12 protein-coding genes are annotated in these 16,956 nt (G+C 69.2%); 4 read left to right on the forward strand and 8 right to left on the reverse strand.

Features of this window, described 5'->3' with window-relative positions; all coding sequences use genetic code 11:
* From AC6JA9_RS18285 to AC6JA9_RS18295, 3 genes are read right to left on the reverse strand one after another with little or no spacing between them, the layout of a single operon-like run.
* A complete protein-coding gene (locus AC6JA9_RS18285) occupies positions 1-570 on the reverse strand; it encodes a MarR family winged helix-turn-helix transcriptional regulator (protein ID WP_141322801.1) in 570 nt (189 codons plus the stop codon).
* Positions 570-3,716, reverse strand: coding sequence for an efflux RND transporter permease subunit (locus AC6JA9_RS18290; protein ID WP_223750065.1), 3,147 nt, complete (start codon positions 3,714-3,716; stop codon positions 570-572). The genes AC6JA9_RS18285 and AC6JA9_RS18290 overlap by 1 nt, the downstream gene beginning before the upstream one ends.
* A 41-nt stretch (positions 3,717-3,757) precedes the next feature.
* A complete protein-coding gene (locus AC6JA9_RS18295) occupies positions 3,758-4,843 on the reverse strand; it encodes an efflux RND transporter periplasmic adaptor subunit (protein WP_255653572.1) in 1,086 nt (361 codons plus the stop codon).
* 350 nt (positions 4,844-5,193) lie between these two features.
* On the opposite strand from AC6JA9_RS18295, the gene AC6JA9_RS18300 reads away from it, so the two are divergent.
* A complete protein-coding gene (locus AC6JA9_RS18300; protein ID WP_141322803.1) occupies positions 5,194-6,333 on the forward strand; it encodes an acyl-CoA dehydrogenase family protein in 1,140 nt (379 codons plus the stop codon).
* Here AC6JA9_RS18300 and AC6JA9_RS18305 read toward each other — a convergent pair.
* The 5 genes from AC6JA9_RS18305 to AC6JA9_RS18325 form a co-directional block, all read right to left on the reverse strand.
* On the reverse strand, positions 6,330-6,986 hold the full coding sequence (locus tag AC6JA9_RS18305; RefSeq protein WP_223786110.1) for an IS630 family transposase: 657 nt from the start codon (positions 6,984-6,986) through the stop codon (positions 6,330-6,332). The two genes, AC6JA9_RS18300 and AC6JA9_RS18305, sit on opposite strands and share 4 nt — an antisense overlap.
* Positions 6,908-7,444, reverse strand: a complete 537-nt coding sequence (locus AC6JA9_RS18310; protein WP_408889046.1) for a helix-turn-helix domain-containing protein — start codon at positions 7,442-7,444, stop codon at positions 6,908-6,910. The genes AC6JA9_RS18305 and AC6JA9_RS18310 overlap by 79 nt, the downstream gene beginning before the upstream one ends.
* Before the next feature lie 99 nt (positions 7,445-7,543).
* Entirely contained in the window at positions 7,544-7,840 is a 297-nt protein-coding gene (locus AC6JA9_RS18315) for a hypothetical protein (RefSeq protein WP_223750063.1), read from the reverse strand.
* 36 nt (positions 7,841-7,876) lie between these two features.
* A complete protein-coding gene (locus AC6JA9_RS18320) occupies positions 7,877-8,164 on the reverse strand; it encodes a hypothetical protein (RefSeq protein WP_046713217.1) in 288 nt (95 codons plus the stop codon).
* 61 nt (positions 8,165-8,225) lie between these two features.
* On the reverse strand, positions 8,226-8,666 hold the full coding sequence (locus tag AC6JA9_RS18325) for a hypothetical protein (RefSeq protein WP_223750062.1): 441 nt from the start codon (positions 8,664-8,666) through the stop codon (positions 8,226-8,228).
* Positions 8,667-8,718: 52 nt separating this feature from the next.
* Between AC6JA9_RS18325 and AC6JA9_RS18330 the strand changes: the two genes are divergently transcribed.
* The 3 genes from AC6JA9_RS18330 to AC6JA9_RS18340 are packed head-to-tail and all read left to right on the forward strand — an operon-like array spanning position 8,719 to position 16,920.
* Positions 8,719-9,366, forward strand: a complete 648-nt coding sequence (locus tag AC6JA9_RS18330; protein ID WP_074957450.1) for an SAM-dependent methyltransferase — start codon at positions 8,719-8,721, stop codon at positions 9,364-9,366.
* A 49-nt stretch (positions 9,367-9,415) separates the two neighbouring features.
* Positions 9,416-15,469, forward strand: a complete 6,054-nt coding sequence (locus tag AC6JA9_RS18335) for an alpha-2-macroglobulin family protein (RefSeq protein ID WP_497960308.1) — start codon at positions 9,416-9,418, stop codon at positions 15,467-15,469.
* 56 nt (positions 15,470-15,525) lie between these two features.
* Positions 15,526-16,920 (forward strand): hypothetical protein, encoded by a 1,395-nt coding sequence (locus AC6JA9_RS18340; protein ID WP_497960309.1) that lies wholly within the window; start codon positions 15,526-15,528, stop codon positions 16,918-16,920.
* The last annotated feature ends 36 nt before the right edge of the window (positions 16,921-16,956 follow it).

The raw sequence follows: 16,956 nt of genomic DNA on the forward strand, positions 1-16,956 counted from the left end.
CTAGATGGCCTGCTCGGGCGTGGTCCCGAGCCGCTTCAGCACCCGCTCCAGGAGGCCGAAGAGGGCCTCCTGGTCATCGGGGGGAAGCAGGTCCAGCATCCGCCGCAGCCCCTGGTCCACGCTGCGGCTGATGAGGGTGAAGAGCTTGACGCCCTCCGGGGTGAGCTGCGCGACGACGGCGCGCCGGTCCTCGGCGTCCCTCGTGCGCTCCACCATCTTCATGTCCTCCAGCCGGTCCACCACGCCGGTGATGGTCTTCTTCGTGATTCCGACCCGCTGGGCCAGGACGCCCACGTGCGTGGGGCCGTCGTTGCCCAGCCACATCAGCACGTGGATCTGCGTGGGGGTGAGCTGGTTGCTCTCGCAGATTCCGTGCAGCGGATCCCTCAACGAGCGGTAGCGCCCGAGCTGGATGATGAGGTCGTGCAGCCGCCGCGACGCGGGAGTGGAGGTGTCCTCCTCGGGGGGCGCCTCGTAGGCCGCGCCCGAATCCTCGGTGGACTCCAGCTCCTCCTCGCCCGCGCCCGTCGGCTGCACGCGGAGGGCCGGTCTGTTGGCCGGCACTCGCATCAGGCCGTCTCCACTCGCGCGGCGGCGGCCACCGCGGGCTTGCCGCTGTGCGGGTCCACGGCGTGCGGCGTGCCGTGGTCCGGAGCGGAGCCCGGGCCCTTCTTGCGCTTGAACTTCTCCGTGAGCTGATCCAGCAGCGAGTACACCACCGGCACCACGGCCAGCGTCAGCACCGTGGAGGTGATGAGACCGCCGATGATGGTGATGGCCATGGGCGCGCGCGTCTCGGCGCCGTCGCCGCGGGCGATGGCCACCGGCACCATGCCGGCGATCATCGCGATGGTGGTCATGAGGATGGGACGCAGACGCACCGGGGCGGCGCCGAGCAGCGCCTCCGTGGCCGACTTGCCCTCCTCACGAAGCTGCAGCGTGAAGTCCACCAGGAGGATGCCGTTCTTCACCACCAGACCCATGAGCATGATGACGCCGATGAGGGCGAACATGGACATGGCCTGCCCGGTGATGAGCAGCGCGCCGATGGCGCCGATGAAGGCGAAGGGCAGGGACAGCATGATGGTGAACGGGTGGACCAGGCTCTCGAACTGGGCCGCGAGAATCATGTACACGAGGATGATGCCGAGCAGCAGCGCGGAGACGAACGCCGTCACCGCCTTGCCGAGCTCCTTCGCGTTGCCCTCGAAGTCGTGGATGACGCCCGCGGGCGCCAGCTCCTGCGCCGTCGTGTTCATGAACGCGATGGCCTCGGAGAGCTGGTAGCCGCTGGCCAGGTTGGCCAGCAGGGTGATCTGCCGCTTCTGCGCCTCGCGGTCGATCTGCACCGGACCGTCGGCGGGGGTGATCTTCGCCAGGTTGCGCAGCTCCACCAGCTGGCCGCTCGGCGAGCGCACCGTGAGCTTGCCCAGCGAGTCCGCGGACGCCAGCGTGGAGGGCGGCAGGCTCAGCTTCACCTCGTACGTCTCGCCCCCCTCGCGGTAGTCCATGAACTTGTCGCGGCCGAGGAAGGCACGCAGCGTGGCGCCCAGGGACGCGGCCGGCACGCCGAGGGCGGCGGCGCGCTCGCGGTCCACCTCCACGTCGTACTGCGGCTTGCCCGAGCGGTACGTGGAGTCGACGTCCACCAGGCCCGGGTTCTTGGCCATGGCCGCCTTCACCTTCTCCGCGGTCTCGATGAGCTGCTGCCAGTTGTCGCCGCGCAGGTTGAACTGCACCGCCTGCGTGCGCGAGCCGCCACCGGCCACCGGCGAGATGTCCTGCACCGCGAGGTGGACTCCAGGAGGCGCCTTGATGTTCTGGCGCAGGTACGTCTTGAGCTCGCCCTGCGTGTAGCCGCGCAGCTTCACGTTCACCAGGTTGATGAGCAGCTCACCCTTGTGCACCTCCTCCTGAACGCCGCCGCCGGCGGTGGCGAAGGTGGAGGCGATGCCCGGCAACGGCCGGATGACGGCGTCGAGCCGGTCCAGCTCCGCCTGCGTCTCCTGCAGCGTCGAGCCGATGGGCAGCTCCACCGTCATCTTGATGTTGCCGTTGTCCTGCTCGGGGATGAACGTGAACTTCAGGAAGCGCGCCATCGCGAAGGTGGCGAAGAGCACGCCCACCGCGATGACCAGCGTCAGCGCCCGGCGACGCAGGATGCCCGCCAGCAGGTTGCGGTAGCCGGTCTCCATGCCCACCAGCACCTTCTCCACCTTCGCGGAGATGCCCGTCGGCTGGCCGTGGTGACGAAGCAGGCGCGACGACATCATCGGCGTGAGCGTCATGGACACGGCGTAGGAGATGAGCGTGGCCACCGCCACCGTGACGCCGAACTGGTAGAAGAACTTGCCCATCATGCCGTCCATGAAGGCCACGGGGATGAACACCGCCACGATGGCCAGCGTCACCGCGAGCACCGCGACGGCGATCTGCCCGGCGCCGTCCATGGCCGCCTGCATGGGGGACTTACCCTCCTCCATGTGACGCACGATGTTCTCGATGACCACGATGGCGTCGTCGATGAGCAGACCGATGGAGAGCGTCAGCGCCAGCATGGTGATCATGTTGAACGTGAAGCCCAGCGCGGCCATCACGGCGAACGTGCCGACGATGGACACCGGCAGGGCAATCGCGGCGACGATGGTCGAGTTCAGGTTGCGCAGGAACACCAGCACGATGAGCACGGCGAGCACACCGCCGAGCACCAGGTCGAACTGCACCGACGCGATGGACGAGCGGATGAACCGCGAGTTGTCCGACACCGTCTCGATGAGGATGCCCTCGGGCAGCTGCTTGTTGATGTCCGCCAGCGACTCCTTGATGAGCTCGGCCACCTGCACCGTGTTGGAGCCGGACTGCTTGCGCACGATGAGCGCCACCGCGCTCCGGTCGCCGTTCTTCGCCGCGCCGCGCGCCTCCTCCGGACCGTCCACCACGTCCGCCACGTCACGCACGCGCACCGGCGCGCCGTTGGTGTTGGTGAGGATGATGTTGCGGATGTCGTCCACGCTCTTGGCCTCGGACGTCAGGCGCAGCACGCGCTCGCGGCCCGAGTCCATGGTGCGACCACCCGGCATGTCCAGGCTCTGCGCCTTGACCGCCTGGCTCACGTCGCTGATGGCCATGCCGAAGCCGCGCAGGCGGTCCGGGTCCACCACGAGCTGGATTTCACGCTCCCGGCCACCCGTCACGTCGATGCTGCCCACGCCCGGCTGACGCTGCAGCGCCGGCTTGACGATGTCCTCGGCCGTCCGCGTCAGCTCCTGGATGGGCAGCGCGCCGGACAGCGACAGGGTGACGATGGGCGCCGCGCCGATGTCGAACTTCTCGACGACGGGCGTCTCGATTTCGTTCGGCAGCTTGCTCAGCGTCGCCTGGACGCGATCACGCACGTCCTGCGCCGCCACGTCGACCGCCGTGTCCAGCGTGAAGCGCACGACGATCTGCGACACGCTCTCCATGTTGATGGAGCGAAGCTGCTCCACGCCGTTGAGCGTGTTGAGCGCCTCTTCCAGCGGATCACTGACGTTCTTCTCGATGGTCTCCGGGTCCGCGCCGGGCAGCACCGTCGTCACCGTGACGACGGGGAAGTCGACGTCCGGGAACTGGTCCACGCCGATGCGCGGGTACGCGTTGATGCCGAACACGACCACCGCCATCATCAACATGGCGGTGAAGATGGGTCGTGAAATGAATGTCTTGAGTGGGCTCATTCAGCAGCTCCCTATAAGTCTCGAAGGGGAAGGGCAGGGCGTCACTGCACCACGCGGACGGCCGTGCCCTCCTTCACGTCCAGGGAGGAGTCGGCGAGCACGCGCTCGTCCGCGCTGAGTCCCTGGAGGACGCGCACGTAGCCGGGGAGCACGCGCTCCACGCGCACGTCGCGCTTGCGCACGGTGCCGTCCTGCACTACCCACACGAAGCCGTCCTGGCCTCGCGCGGAGACGGCCTGCGTCGGCAGGAACAGGCCCTTGTCGTCCGCCTGCTCCGCGACGTTGGAGAAGTCCAGGTCCACCAGCGCGCCGGGGCGCAGGGGGTTGGTCGTCTCACCCACCACGTCCGCCAGCACCTCCACGGTGCGGTTGGTGGCGTCCACCACCGCGCCCACCGTGGCCACCTGCACCTCGAAGCGCATGCCGCTGGGGCTCACCGTGCCGTGCGTCTTCACGCCGGGCTTGACCTTGTCCACGACGGACTCAGGCACGAGCGCGCGGACCTCCAGGCCCGTGGTGTCCACCAGGGTGAACACCGCGGTGGGCGGCGTCATGGCCACCGAGTCACCCAGGTTCTTGAGCCGGGCCGTGATGACGCCGTCGAACGGGGCGACGATGGTCATGTCGCGCAGGTTCTCCTCCGCCATGCGCAGCGCCGCCGTGGCCTGGGCCGCCTGGGCCGCCGCCTGCTTCTGGCCGATCTCCGCCTGGTCCAGGCCGGCCGCCGCGATGCCGCCACCCTCGGCCACCTTGCGGGTGCGCTCCAGGTTGTTCGTCGCCAGCTGCAGCCCGGCCTCCGCCGCCGCCTTCACCGCGCGCGCCTGCTCCACGCCGATGAGGATGTTGGAGGTGTCCAGCACCGCCAGCGCCTGGCCCTTCTTCACCTTGTCGCCCACCTTCACCAGCATCTTCGCGATGGTGCCGCTGGCCTGCGGGCTGAGCGTCGCCTCCTGCTTGGAGCGGACCTGACCGGTGACGCGCGTCACGCTGGCCTCCAGCTCCGTGGCGGGCGCAATCGCCTTCACGCCCATCGCCGCCGGGCCCGTCTGCTGGGGCAGGGTCGGCTGGGCTCCACCCTTGCCGCAGCCCGTCGAAATCACCGCCGCCAGCACCGCGGCCATCCACATGCGTCGAATCACGATCGTCCTGCTCCTGCCGGCTCGCGTGACCTGGACTCCTCCAGGTCGCTGCTCCGGCTTGATGCCATGGAAAGTCTGCGCCCCAGAAACTACAGAGACTGAACTGTCTGTCAAGGGGATACTCCGTGATGCGGACTATCTCCTGCCGCGCCTACCTAACGCCCGCTTACCGGGCAAGCAGGACTTTCTGCGGGACCTGCCCCGGAGGGCGAGCGGGTTGGCTCACTGCGTCACCTTGCCGGTTGCGTCACGGGTGTTGCCCACCGGACGGGGCTGCGTATTGATTCGCGAATCAATCCCCCGAGGTACCCCCCGGATTTCTCCAGGGAGGAGCGTGCATGCCGAACCCGTTCACCGAGGAGCACGAGGCGTTTCGCAGGACGGTGCGAGCCTTCGTCGACAAGGAGATGGCGCCGTACGGGCTGGAGTGGGACCGGGCCGGCATCTTCCCGCGCGAGCTGTTCAAGAAGTGCGCGGAGCTGGGCTTCCTCGGCATCAACCATGATCCACGCTTCGGCGGCAGTGGACTGGACTACTGGTACGTCACGGCGTTCTGCGAGGAGCTCAGCTACAGCAAGAACGCGGGCGTGAACATGGCGCTCTTGGTGCAGAGCCAGATGGCCACGCCCATCATCAACGAGATCGGCACCGACGAGCAGAAGAAGGAGTTCCTGGAGCCGGCGCTCAAGGGCGAGAAGATCGCCGCGCTGGGCGTGAGCGAGCCGGGCTGCGGCTCGGACGTGGCGAGCCTCAAGACGACGGCGCGCAGGGACGGCGACGACTACGTCATCAACGGCTCGAAGATGTGGATCACCAACGGCACGCGCGCGGACTTCATCACGCTGGCGGTGCGCACGGGTGAGGCCGGCTACGGCGGCATCTCCCTGGTGACGTTCCCCACGGACGTGAAGGGCTTCGGCGTCTCCAAGAAGCTCGACAAGGTGGGCAACCTGTCCTCGGACACGGCCGTCCTGTACTTCGAGGACTGCCGCATCCCCGCGCGCTACGTGCTGGGGGAGGAGAACGAGGGCTTCTACCACATCATGACGAACTTCCAGGGCGAGCGCCTGGTGGGCGCCATCACCGCGGTGGCCGGCATGGAGCGGATGATGGAGGACGCCATCCAGTACGGCAACGAGCGCGAGGCGTTCGGCCGGCCGCTGATGAAGTTCCAGGTGTGGCGCCACAAGTTCGTGGAGCACCTGACGGCCATCGAGGCGGCCAGGCGGCTGACGTACCACGCGGTGGACCTCTTCGACCGGAAGGAGAACCCGGTGAAGGAGATCTCCATGGCGAAGCTGTTCGCGGGCGACCTGGCCCAGCGCGTGGCCTACGACGCCCAGCAGTTCTACGGCGGCATGGGCTACGTGGAGGAGACGCCCGTCGCCCGCATGTGGCGCGACGTGCGCCTCATCACCATCGGCGGCGGCACCTCCGAGGTGATGAAGGAGATCATCTCCAAGCTCTACGGCTTCTAAGTAGGTCGCCAGAAGTTCTCTAACAAATCGCGTAGCCAGAAGCCCTCGGCGAGGCAGCCGGCCTTGCGGAGGGCGTCCCGTGCAGAAAGGCCCAGCACCCATCGGATGGCGGCGCCGACGTGCTGCTCGACCGTGGGGTACTGACGGTTGGCGGAAACGCGTTGCTTCAGGGAGCGCCACAAGTGGTCCATGCAGTTGAGTTCTGAGCGCTGCTTGGGCAACAGCAGCAGGTGGATTCCGAGGCGAGCGGCGAGCTGCTGGGACTTCTGGGCCGTGTGACAGCTGGCGCGGTCCAACACCAGCAGCAGAGGGCGACCGGGGTAGGCGGCACGCAGGGCGCGCAGAAAATCCATGAAGTCTTCGCGTCTGGCGCGCTGGGTTGCCAGCAGCACGCGCTTGCCGGTGCGAGGGTTGATGGCGCCCCACAGTGTGCGCTTGGCGTTCTCGCCTGTAATCGGCACCACGGCCTGCTCTCCCCTGGGGGCCCAGGCGGCGCGCAGCGGCGGAAACCACCGCAGCACCGTGCTGTCCATGACGAGCAGCACGGCCCGGGGGAACAGGCGTTTGAGCCGTTTCAGACGGCGGACAAGGCCCCCTTTTTCTGCCCTGGATGGGGCGCCGCCGTGGCGTACACGTACCGTGGCCGCTTCCACGCCAGGCCCGCCTCGTGCAGCCGGCGGCGCAGTGTACGGGGCGACACCTCGATGCCCTGTCGCTTCAGGTGCGTGCACAGCAGCGGCACCGTCCAGCCGTGGCTCGCCCAGGACTGCTTCTCTGGGCTGCCTCGGACGACTTCGCGCAGGCGCTCGGCCGTCAGGCGCGGCGCATTCCTCGGCCGCCCCTGCCGCGGGGCATCTCGCAGCGCTTCGGGGTCACGCTGCGCCAGATAGCGCTCCAGCCAGAAGTAGACGGCTGGCCGACTCAGGGCTGCCAGATGCGCAGCCTCGCCCGGGCCTTTGCCCTCTGCGAGGAGTCTCACTGCCAGTAGTCGACGGAAGTGGCGGGCGTCGCGCACGCTTCGCAGCGCATGCTCCAGCTTCCGCCTGTCCTCTGCTGTCAGCCCCAGTTCGGCAGGGCTCCTTGCCGGTCGCATGGTCCAGAAAATGCGCATGCGACCGGCATTTGTCTCGGAACTTCCGGCGACCTACTTAGGAGGCCGTGAGCACGGCTCGGGCGGACGGTGGTGTCCGGTCCGCCCGGGCGTGCTCCTTCAGCGGACGCCGCCCTGCTGCGAGGCGTAGGTGCCGCTCTGCTGCTCGTCGTCGAGCACCGCTCCCGCCGCCGCCGCGCCCATGTCCTCGGGGGTCGCCGGCTTGCCCTTGGGGGAGCACACGCACCCCGCGGAGTTGCGGATGATGACCAACGCGCCCAACTCCATGTCCAGGTCGGTGCAGATCTTCACGCACTCCGTGGCCCGCTCCTTGGGCACGGCGGCGGTGGTGGCGGCGACGGTGACGCAGCCGGGGAGCACGAGCAGCGCGAGCAGTCCGATGAGCTTTCGGTTCATGCCCGAGCGTCTATCACGGGCCCGCCGTGGGGCGTTTCATCGCTTGCGGAACAGGGCCTCGGCGGCGCTCATGAGCGCGTCGCGGCTCGCCTTCGCGTGCAGGCCGCCCTCGCCAATCTGGAACAGCTCGCAGAAGTTGGCGCCGTCCTTGTCGGAGGGCACCTCCGCGAAGGGCTCCTTGCACTCCTTGGCGAAGCTCGCGTCGTAGTGCCGGCAGTTGCGGCACGAGCGCACGTCCTCGTCACACTTCGGACACGTGTCGCTGCGACCGACCTGGTTGGCGATGATGTCGAGCGTGTGTCCACAGTGCGCACAGCCGGCCATGACCACCTCCGCGAAAGAGCAGGGGGGACATTCTGCCAGCGTGGCGTGATGGCCGGGAGGCCTACCGTTGGAGGCTGGACACGAGCGCCGGCGTGCGCTCCGAGGGAGCGGGCGAGGGCGGCGCGGAGGGGCGCAGCTCCCCGAGGGCATCCAGGAGCTGGTCATCCAGGCGCTTGAGGAGGAACAGCACGTAGGCACCCACCAGGGACAGGGCGGCGGCCAGCACGGCCAGCATCATCCCGCGCTCCCACAGGTGCGCCTTCTCCATCACCCCGCGGCGCTCGGAGAACGTCTTGAGCTGGGCGGCGGCGGCCTTGTCGTCCAGCCGCTGGGCGTACTCCTGGGCCTGGGCGGTGCCGCGCTCCATCAGCCACTGCCCCTGCACCTGGAGCGCATCCGCCCGGGTGTAGCAGTAGACCGCCCCGCCCGAGGAGAGCAGGGTGAAGCACAGCGCCAGCGTCAAGCTCCGGGTGCCCATCGCCTCGTCCTCCGGAATCGCCATTGCGCGGGCCTCGACACCCACGCCTGCCCCGGCTTCCCGAAGACAGTAGCGGATGGTAGGGAGCCCCCCTGACATGGGCAAGCCCTACCGTCCTAAAGACCACTATTTCCAGAAAGCCAAGCAGGAGGGCCTCCGAGCGAGGTCCGCCTTCAAGGTCGACGAGCTCATCAAACGCTTCCCCATGGTGAAGAAGGGCCATGTGGTGCTGGACCTGGGGGCCGCGCCTGGAGGGTTCCTCCAGATCCTCGCGGACGCGGTGGGAGGCACGGGGCAGGTGATTGGCGTGGACATCGTCGCCATCCGTCCCTTCACCCAGCGGCACGTGCGCACGGCGGTGCTGGACGTGCTCGCGGACGACTTCGACGCGAAGCTCACCGCGCTGCATGACGGCCTGTTCGACGCGGTCATCTCCGACATGGCGCCCAAGACGAGCGGCATCAAGGCCACGGACGAGGCGCGCAGCCTGCGGCTGGCGGGCAAGGCGCTGGAGCTGGCCCAGAAGCGGGGCCGGCCCGGCTCGTCCTTCGTGGCGAAGGTGTTCATGGGGGGCGACTTCGAGGACTTCCGCGACCAGGTGCGCGCCCTCTTCGAGGAGGTGAAGGTGGTGCGCCCCGAGGCGACGCGCGGCGCCAGCATGGAGGTCTACCTGGTGGGGCTGCGCCGCAAGGCGCCGTCGGAGGGGGCGCCCCCCGCGAGTTGATCCGCATTGTGGAACGGTGGGGCGGCCTCCTGTGTCTAGAGTGCCGACCATGCACCACACCCTCCGCACCTGGGCATCCACTGTCTCGCTGTTGTTCGTGTCCCTGCTGCTCTTCGCCCCGCCCGCGCTCGGCGCCGCGGCGGCGAAGGCGCCTCCCTCGTGGAAGGACATCGACGCGCTGGAGTCGAATCAGCAGTACGAGGCCGCCGCGAAGGGCGCGGAGGCCCGGCTCGTCAAGGCGCGTGAAGGTCAGGACGAGGCCGAGTGGACGCGCGCGCTGCTCCGCACGGTGCGCCTGCGCAGGGCGCTGCACGGGTACGAGACGGCGGTGCGCTTCCTGCGCGAGGAGCCCTGGCCCAAGGGGCAGCTGTCTCGCGCCGCGCTGAACCTCTACTACGCCAACTCGCTCGTCGCGTACGCGCGCGTCTACAGCTGGGAGGTCCGTCAGCGCGAGCAGGTGGCGTCCTCGGGGCCGGTGGACCTGAAGGCGTGGACGTACTCGCAGCTCATCACCGAGGCGCAGCGCGCGTACGAGGACCTCTGGAAGCAGCGGCAGGCGCTGGGCCAGGAGCCGGTGAAGGCGCTGTCCGAGTACCTGCAGCTGAACACGTACCCGGAAGGCATCCGGCCCACGCTGCGCGACGCCGTCACGTACCTGCGCGTGGAGCTGCTCGCCGACAGCACGCACTGGTTGCCCGAGCAGGCCAACGAGGTCTTCAAGCTGGACCTGCGCTCGCTGCTGGAGGGCACGCCGGTGGTGGACCTGACGGACCCGAACATCCACCCGCTGGTGAAGGTGGCCGCGGTGCTGGGGGATCTGGAGTCCTGGCACCGCGCGGGCGGACGGCGCGAGGCGGCGCTGGAGGCGCGGCTGCGTCGCTACGAGGTCCTGCATCAGCACATCACCGACGCGGAGGACCGCGCGCGCATCCGCGAGCACCTGACCGCGCACCTGGCGGGGTTCAAGGACGTGCCCTGGTGGTCCATGGGGCAGGGGCTCCTGGCGGAGCAGGAGAACGCGGCGGGCCACGCGGTGCGGGCGCACGCGCTCGGCAAGGCGGGCATGGCGGCGTTCCCCAAGTCGCTGGGCGCCTCGCGGTGCCGGACGCTGGTGGAGTCGCTGGAGGCGCCGGACTTCCGTGTCGTCTCCATGCAGTCGGACGGCGCGAACCGTCGCTCGGTGGAGGTCACGCACCGCAACGTGCCGGCGCTCCACTTCCGGGCGTACCCGCTGGATGTCGAGGCGCGGCTGAAGAAGATCGACGACTACAACCTGCTGCCGTACGGGGACGCGCTCCTGCGCCTCGTCCGGAGCACGAAGCCCGTGGCCACGTGGACCACGCAGCTGCCCGCCACGCCCGACTTCCAGCCGCACCGTACCTTCGTCACGCCGCCGCTGAAGGACGTGGGCACGTACGTCATCGTCGCGTCCGCGCGGGAGGACTTCCGTGAGAAGGGCAACCGCATCCAGGCGTCGTTCCTGTCGGTGACGCCGTGGGTGGCCATCACCCGCAACATCCGCGGCCAGGGCGTGGACGCGCGCATCGTGAAGGGCGACACGGGCGTCGCCGCGCCGGACGTGGCCGTGCGTCTGGTCCAGATGGACTACCGCCAGGGCCCGCGCACCGTGGCCCGGGCGAAGAGCAATGCCCAGGGCGAGGTGTCGTTCGACGCGCCCAAGGGCCAGAACTATCAGAGCTACATCGTGGTGCTGGGCGAGGGGAAGTCCGCGCTGATGCTGCTCAACGGGGTGAACTTCTATCCCTTCTCGGAGCCGCAGCAGGTCGTGTCGTCGCTCGTCTTCACGGACCGCAGCGTCTACCGGCCGCTGCAGAAGCTGCAGTGGAAGGTGGTGGCGTACAGCGGACAGACGAGCCAGTCGCGCTACGAGACGATGCCGCACACCTCGGTGAAGGTGCGGCTGATGGACCCGAACTACCAGGAGGTCGCGTCGAAGGAGGTCCGCACGAACGACTTCGGCTCGGCGGCGGGCGAGTTCACCATTCCCACGGGCCGGCTGCTGGGCGCGTGGCAGGTCCAGGTCGAGTCGGGTGGCAGCGCGGCGGTGCGCGTGGAGGAGTACAAGCGGCCGACCTTCGAGGTGACGCTGAAGGACCCGGACTCGCCGATGCGGCTCAACCGGCCGGCGACCTTCAAGGGCGAGGCGCGCTACTACTTCGGGCTGCCCGTGGCGTCCGGCACGGTGCGCTGGCGCGCGTACCGCGAGCCGGTGCTGCCCTGGTGGTGGTGGTACGACACGCGCTTCATCTCGCAGCAGCGGCAGTTGGTCGCCGCGGGCTCGTCGTCGGTGAAGGAGGACGGCGGCTTCGACATCACGTTCACGCCGGAGGCGGACGAGCGCTCCGCGAGCACGCCCGGGCTGACGTGGCGCTACCGCGTGGAGGCGGATGCCACCGACGAGGGCGGCGAGACGCGCTCGGCGGAGCGGGCGTTCCGCCTGGGCTTCGTCGCGGTGGAGGGCCGGGTGGAGACGGACACGGGCTTCCTCTCCCAGGGCGCGAAGTCCGAGGTGCGCCTCGTGCGCTCCACGCTGGACGGCGCGCCGCAGCCCGGTGAGGGACGCTGGCGCCTCGTGGCGCTCAAGCAGCCCGCGCAGCCGCTGCTGCCGGCGGACGAGCCGATTCCCACGCCGCCGAACCTGAAGGAAGACCCCGCCACCGCGCCTTCGCCCACGCCGGGGGACGCGCTCCAGCCGCGCTGGGCGCAGGACTACAAGCCCGAGTCGGTGCTGGCCCGTTGGGCGGATGGCGCGGAGCGCGCCAAGGGCAGTGTCCAGCACGGTCAGGACGGCGTGGCCAAGGTGACGCTGCCCGCGCTCGAGGCGGGCGCCTATCGGCTGCACTACGAGACGAAGGACGCCTTCGGGCAGACCTTCACCGTGGCGCGCGAGCTGCTGGTGGCCGGAACGAAGTCGCCGGCCGAGCTCGCCGCGGCGCTGGTGGTGGAGCGGTCCTCGGTGCGCGTGGGCGAGAAGGCGCGGCTGCTGGCCACGTCCGGCTTCGAGGGACAGCCGCTGGTGCTGGACCTGTACCAGGGAGACACGCGCATCCTGCGCAAGGCGCTGGTGGCGGGCGAGGGCGCGTCGGTGGTGGAGATTCCGGTGACGGAGGCGATGCGCGGCGGCTTCACCGCGGTGCTCGTGGCCGTGCGTGACTGGCAGTTCGTGCGCTTCACCGAGCACGTCTTCGTCCCGTGGGACAACAAGGAGCTGCAGCTGGAGTTCTCCACGTTCCGCGACAAGATCCGCCCCGGCGCGAAGGAGACCTGGCGCGTGACGGTGAAGGGCCCGAAGGGCGCGAAGGTGGAGGCGGGCGCCGCGGAGCTGCTCGCGTATATGTACGACCAGTCGCTGGACCTGTTCGCGCCGCACTCGCCGCCGAGCGCCTCCAGCCTCTATCCCAACCGCGCGACGGCGGTGGAGCTGGGGACCTCGCTGTCCATGTCGCATGCCCAGTGGCTGGTGTCACAGGGTTACGGAGAGTTCTCCTCGTGGACGCAGCCTTCGTCGGACCGGCTGCGGTTCGATGACGGCTACGGCGTGGGAGGACCCGGGCGTCGGCACCGGTCCTCGCGCATGAGCTTCGGGGGTGTCGCCAGTCCGTCCGCGGCGGCTCCGGAGATGGTCCGGAACGAGTCGAGGGTGATGCGCGAGCAGGATGCTCCGGGGGCTCCTCCTCCTCCGCCGCCTCCGGCGCCGCCGATGGAGCAGAAGGCGAAGGCCGAGAAGCCCAACCCGGGCGGCGGTCAGGCCGAGGCGCCGTCCAGCGGGCTGCGCTCCAACTTCGCGGAGACGGCGTTCTGGGTGCCGCACCTCATCACGGGCAACGACGGGTCCGCGTCGTTGGAGTTCACGGTGCCCGACTCGGTGACGGCCTGGAATGTCTGGGTCCACGGCCTCACGAGGGACTTGAAGGGGGGCTCGGCCCAGCGCACCACGCGCAGCATCAAGGAACTCATGGTGCGGCCGTACGTGCCGCGCTTCCTGCGCGAGGGAGACCGCGCGGTGCTGGAGGTGGTGGTGAACAACGCCTCCGAGCAGCAGAAGCAGGGCACGCTCACGCTGGACATCGTCGACCCGGATACTCGCAAGAGCCTGCTGTCGGAGTTCGGCGTGAAGAACGCGTCGCAGGCCTTCACGGTGGCGGCGGGGCGGGGGACCAGCCTGCGCTTCCCGCTCACCACGCCGACGCGCGTGGGCCAGGTGGCCTTCCGCGTGGAGGCCCGCTCCGGGGATTTGAGCGACGGAGAGCTGCGGCCCTTGCCCGTGCTTCCCGGCCGCGTGCACCTGGCGCAGTCGCGCTTCGTGACGCTCAAGGGCCCGGGCTCGAAGACGATGCGCTTCGACGACTTGAAGAAGGGCGGAGACTCCACGCGGGTGAACGAGCAGCTCGTCGTCACGGTGGACACGCAGCTCTTCTACTCCGCGCTCCAGGCGCTGCCTTACCTGGTGGACTACCCCTACGAGTGCTCGGAGCAGACGCTCAACCGCTTCGTGTCCTCCGGCATCCTGGGCAGCCTCTACGACAAGTACCCGGCCGTCGCGAAGATGGCGAAGGAGATGAGCCAGCGGGAGACCCAGTTCGAGACCTGGGACGCGGTGGACCCCAACCGGAAGATGGCCCTGGAGGAGACGCCCTGGCTCGAGCTGGCCAAGGGCGGCCGCGAGGGCAACGCGGGCCTGGTGAAGGTGCTGGACCCGAAGGTGGCTCGGGCGGAGCGGGACTCGGCGATGGCGAAGCTGCGCAAGGCGCAGACGTCCAGCGGCGGCTTCCCCTGGTGGCCGGGTGGCCCGCCGTCGCCGTACATGACGCTCTACATCCTGCACGGCCTGTCGCGCGCCATGGAGTACGGCGTGGAGGTCCCGGCGGACATGACGAGCCGTGCCTGGGAGTACGTGGCCCGGCATTACCGCGAGGAGTACTCCGAGAAGCTGATGAAGAAGGGGGTGGGCTGGGAGTTCCTCACCTTCCTCAACTACGTGGCGTCCAACTATCCGAACGCGAGCTACACGGGCGACGCGCTGACCGAGGACGAGCGCAAGGCGATGCTCGCCTTCAGCTTCACGCACTGGAAGAAGCACTCGCCGTACCTGAAGGGCTACCTGGCCCTGACGCTCAAGCGCGCCGGGCGCAACCCGGACGCGCTGAAGGTCTGGGACAGTGTGATGGACTCGGCGAAGACGAGCGAGGAGCTGGGCACGTACTGGGCCCCCGAGGACCGCAGCTGGCTCTGGTACAACGACACCACGGAGACGCACGCCTTCGCGCTGCGCACGCTGACGGAGCTGCGGCCGAAGGATTCCCGACGCGAGGGACTGGTGCAGTGGCTGCTGCTCGACAAGAAGCTCAACCACTGGAAGTCCACGCGGGCCACGGCCGAGGCGCTCTACGCGCTGGTGAAGTACCTGGAGGCCGAGGGTGCGCTGGGCATCCGCGAGGACGCGAAGGTGACGGTGGGCCCGCGCGTGGTGCGGATGGAGTTCGCGCCGGACGCGTACACGGGGAAGAAGAACCAGGTCGTGGTGCTCGGGCCGGAGCTCCAGCCGGAGACCATGAGCAGCGTGGTGGTGGAGAAGACGACCCAGGGCTTCGCCTTCGCGTCGGCCACGTGGCACTTCTCCACGGAGAAGCTGCCGGACGAGGACCGGGGTGACTTCTTCCAGGTGTCGCGGCGCTACTTCCGTCGCGAGCGCGAGGGCAAGCAGGTGGTGCTCCAGCCGCTGAAGGAAGGGGCGATGATTGCCCCGGGTGACGAGGTGGAGGTGCAGCTGTCGCTGCGCACCAAGCACGCGGCGGAGTACGTCCACCTGAGGGATCCGCGCGCGGCGGGCCTGGAGCCGGAGAACGCGCAGTCGCGGCACCGGTGGGACCTGGGCATCGTCTGGTACGAGGAGACGCGGGACTCGGGCTCGAACTTCTTCTTCGAGTGGCTGCCCGCGGGTGAATACACCTTCAAGTACCGGCTGCGCGCCAACATGGCGGGGACGTTCCGCGTGGGGCCCGCCACCGTGCAGTCCATGTACGCGCCGGAGTTCACCGCGTACTCGTCGGGAGCGGTGATCACGGTGGGGGCCGCGAAGTAGGCTCGCTCCAGGGCCCGGGCCGGGCGGGCCCGGGTCCCCTGGGAGCGGGTGTCGTCATGTCCTTGTCGCGCGGTCTGTGTCGGTCGGGTGGGTGGCTGCTGCTGTGTCTCGGTTTGGCGTGCTCCGACGGTGGTGCGGAGAGGCCCGCGCCCGAGTACCGGCTGTCACCCGAGCGCGCCGCGCGACTGGAGGCCCTGAGGACGGAGATCCTCTCGGATACGTGCTACCAGGGGGAGGACACCCGCGGCTGTCCCCGCGTGACGGTGCCGTTCGCGCCGACGCGCGACTTCGCCATGAAGGACAGCACGGGCGAAGCATTGCTCATCGTCGACGACTTCCCGACGTTGCCCGCGAGGGCGTTGCGCTATCGCAATCGACTCCTCGGGTACTACCGGGCGCTGGAGGGCGGTGACGTCGTCGCGGCGGACCCAGGGTGGCTGGTTCCCCCCAGGTTCCACGAGGCACTGACCACGTTCGCCACCGAGGACTTCATCCCGGCCGAGGCGTTGCGCGCGCTGGCGGAGCCGCTGCGGGCCCACTATCCCGAGCAGGGTCGACAGAGCGTGGGACACGGCAGCACGGTGTTCTCCCTGTTGGTGGAGGCCAATCCCCGGCAGCCCATCGTCGTGATGGACCATCCGGGCCTGTATGAACTGTCGCGCTCGGAGTTCTGCGAGCCCACGGGTGAGCCGGGCGCCCTGGAGCGACTGAGGGGCAGGGCTCAGCGCGCGGCCACGGGGCTGCGGGGCGTCATCGAGCGACATGGCGTCCGCTTCGTGAACCTGAGCCTGGGCGAGACGGTCGACTCCCTGCGGCGCGCCTGGCCCCGGTACTGCTCGGGAGAGGCGCCGGGAGTGGAGGTCCTCCGCGCGAAGCTGGCCGCCTACGCCCCCATCGCGCAGGTGCTCTTCGCGACCCCCGGCGTCTTCACCGCGCAGGCGGCGATCGACGCCACGGACCCGCTGGATTACCCCTACGACTACCCGTCGGCGGAGTACCCGAACCGGCTTCGCGTGGGCTTCTTCACGACGCTCGAGTCAGGACTCGATGAGTCGGGGCGAGGGGACACATCGAAGCTGGAAGGGTGGCCCGCGCGCGAGGACGTCGATGTGTACGTGAACAGCGGCGTGCTCCCGACGCGCCCCTTCCCACACAACGCGACGCCGTGGCTCCAGGTGGACAGCTTCGGCGTGGACATCTTCCCCATCACCGCGGCGACGACGTCGTGGATGGCTCCTCTGGCGCTGTCGCGCTTCATCCATGTCCGCTACGAGCGCTTCGCGGACAGGACGATGACCGACGAGCTCATCCAGCGCATCACCAAGTGGATGGTGCCCTCTGCCTGCGAGGACAGGACCGACCTGGTCTGCGTGTTCCAGGACCCGCTCGCGCACGGGCAGCTCGAGGTCACCCGGCTGGGCTACCGGCCACGCGAGTACGTCGCGCCCTGAGGGCACTGTCGGGGACGTCATCGACCTCGCGGCGGT

This window comes from Myxococcus sp. MH1, assembly GCF_059738865.1.

Excerpts from the sequence above, each read along its gene's own strand:
- AC6JA9_RS18315 (WP_223750063.1), bottom strand. The coding sequence starts at position 7,840 with ATGAACCGAAAGCTCATCGGACTGCTCGCGCTGCTCGTGCTCCCCGGC.
- AC6JA9_RS18330 (WP_074957450.1), top strand. The coding sequence starts at position 8,719 with ATGGTAGGGAGCCCCCCTGACATGGGCAAGCCCTACCGTCCTAAAGAC.
- AC6JA9_RS18320 (WP_046713217.1), bottom strand. The coding sequence starts at position 8,164 with ATGGCCGGCTGTGCGCACTGTGGACACACGCTCGACATCATCGCCAAC.
- AC6JA9_RS18325 (WP_223750062.1), bottom strand. The coding sequence starts at position 8,666 with ATGGCGATTCCGGAGGACGAGGCGATGGGCACCCGGAGCTTGACGCTG.
- AC6JA9_RS18290 (WP_223750065.1), bottom strand. The coding sequence starts at position 3,716 with ATGAGCCCACTCAAGACATTCATTTCACGACCCATCTTCACCGCCATG.
- AC6JA9_RS18285 (WP_141322801.1), bottom strand. The coding sequence starts at position 570 with ATGCGAGTGCCGGCCAACAGACCGGCCCTCCGCGTGCAGCCGACGGGC.
- AC6JA9_RS18295 (WP_255653572.1), bottom strand. The coding sequence starts at position 4,843 with ATGTGGATGGCCGCGGTGCTGGCGGCGGTGATTTCGACGGGCTGCGGC.
- AC6JA9_RS18335 (WP_497960308.1), top strand. The coding sequence starts at position 9,416 with ATGCACCACACCCTCCGCACCTGGGCATCCACTGTCTCGCTGTTGTTC.
- AC6JA9_RS18300 (WP_141322803.1), top strand. The coding sequence starts at position 5,194 with ATGCCGAACCCGTTCACCGAGGAGCACGAGGCGTTTCGCAGGACGGTG.
- AC6JA9_RS18310 (WP_408889046.1), bottom strand. The coding sequence starts at position 7,444 with ATGCGCATTTTCTGGACCATGCGACCGGCAAGGAGCCCTGCCGAACTG.
- AC6JA9_RS18340 (WP_497960309.1), top strand. The coding sequence starts at position 15,526 with ATGTCCTTGTCGCGCGGTCTGTGTCGGTCGGGTGGGTGGCTGCTGCTG.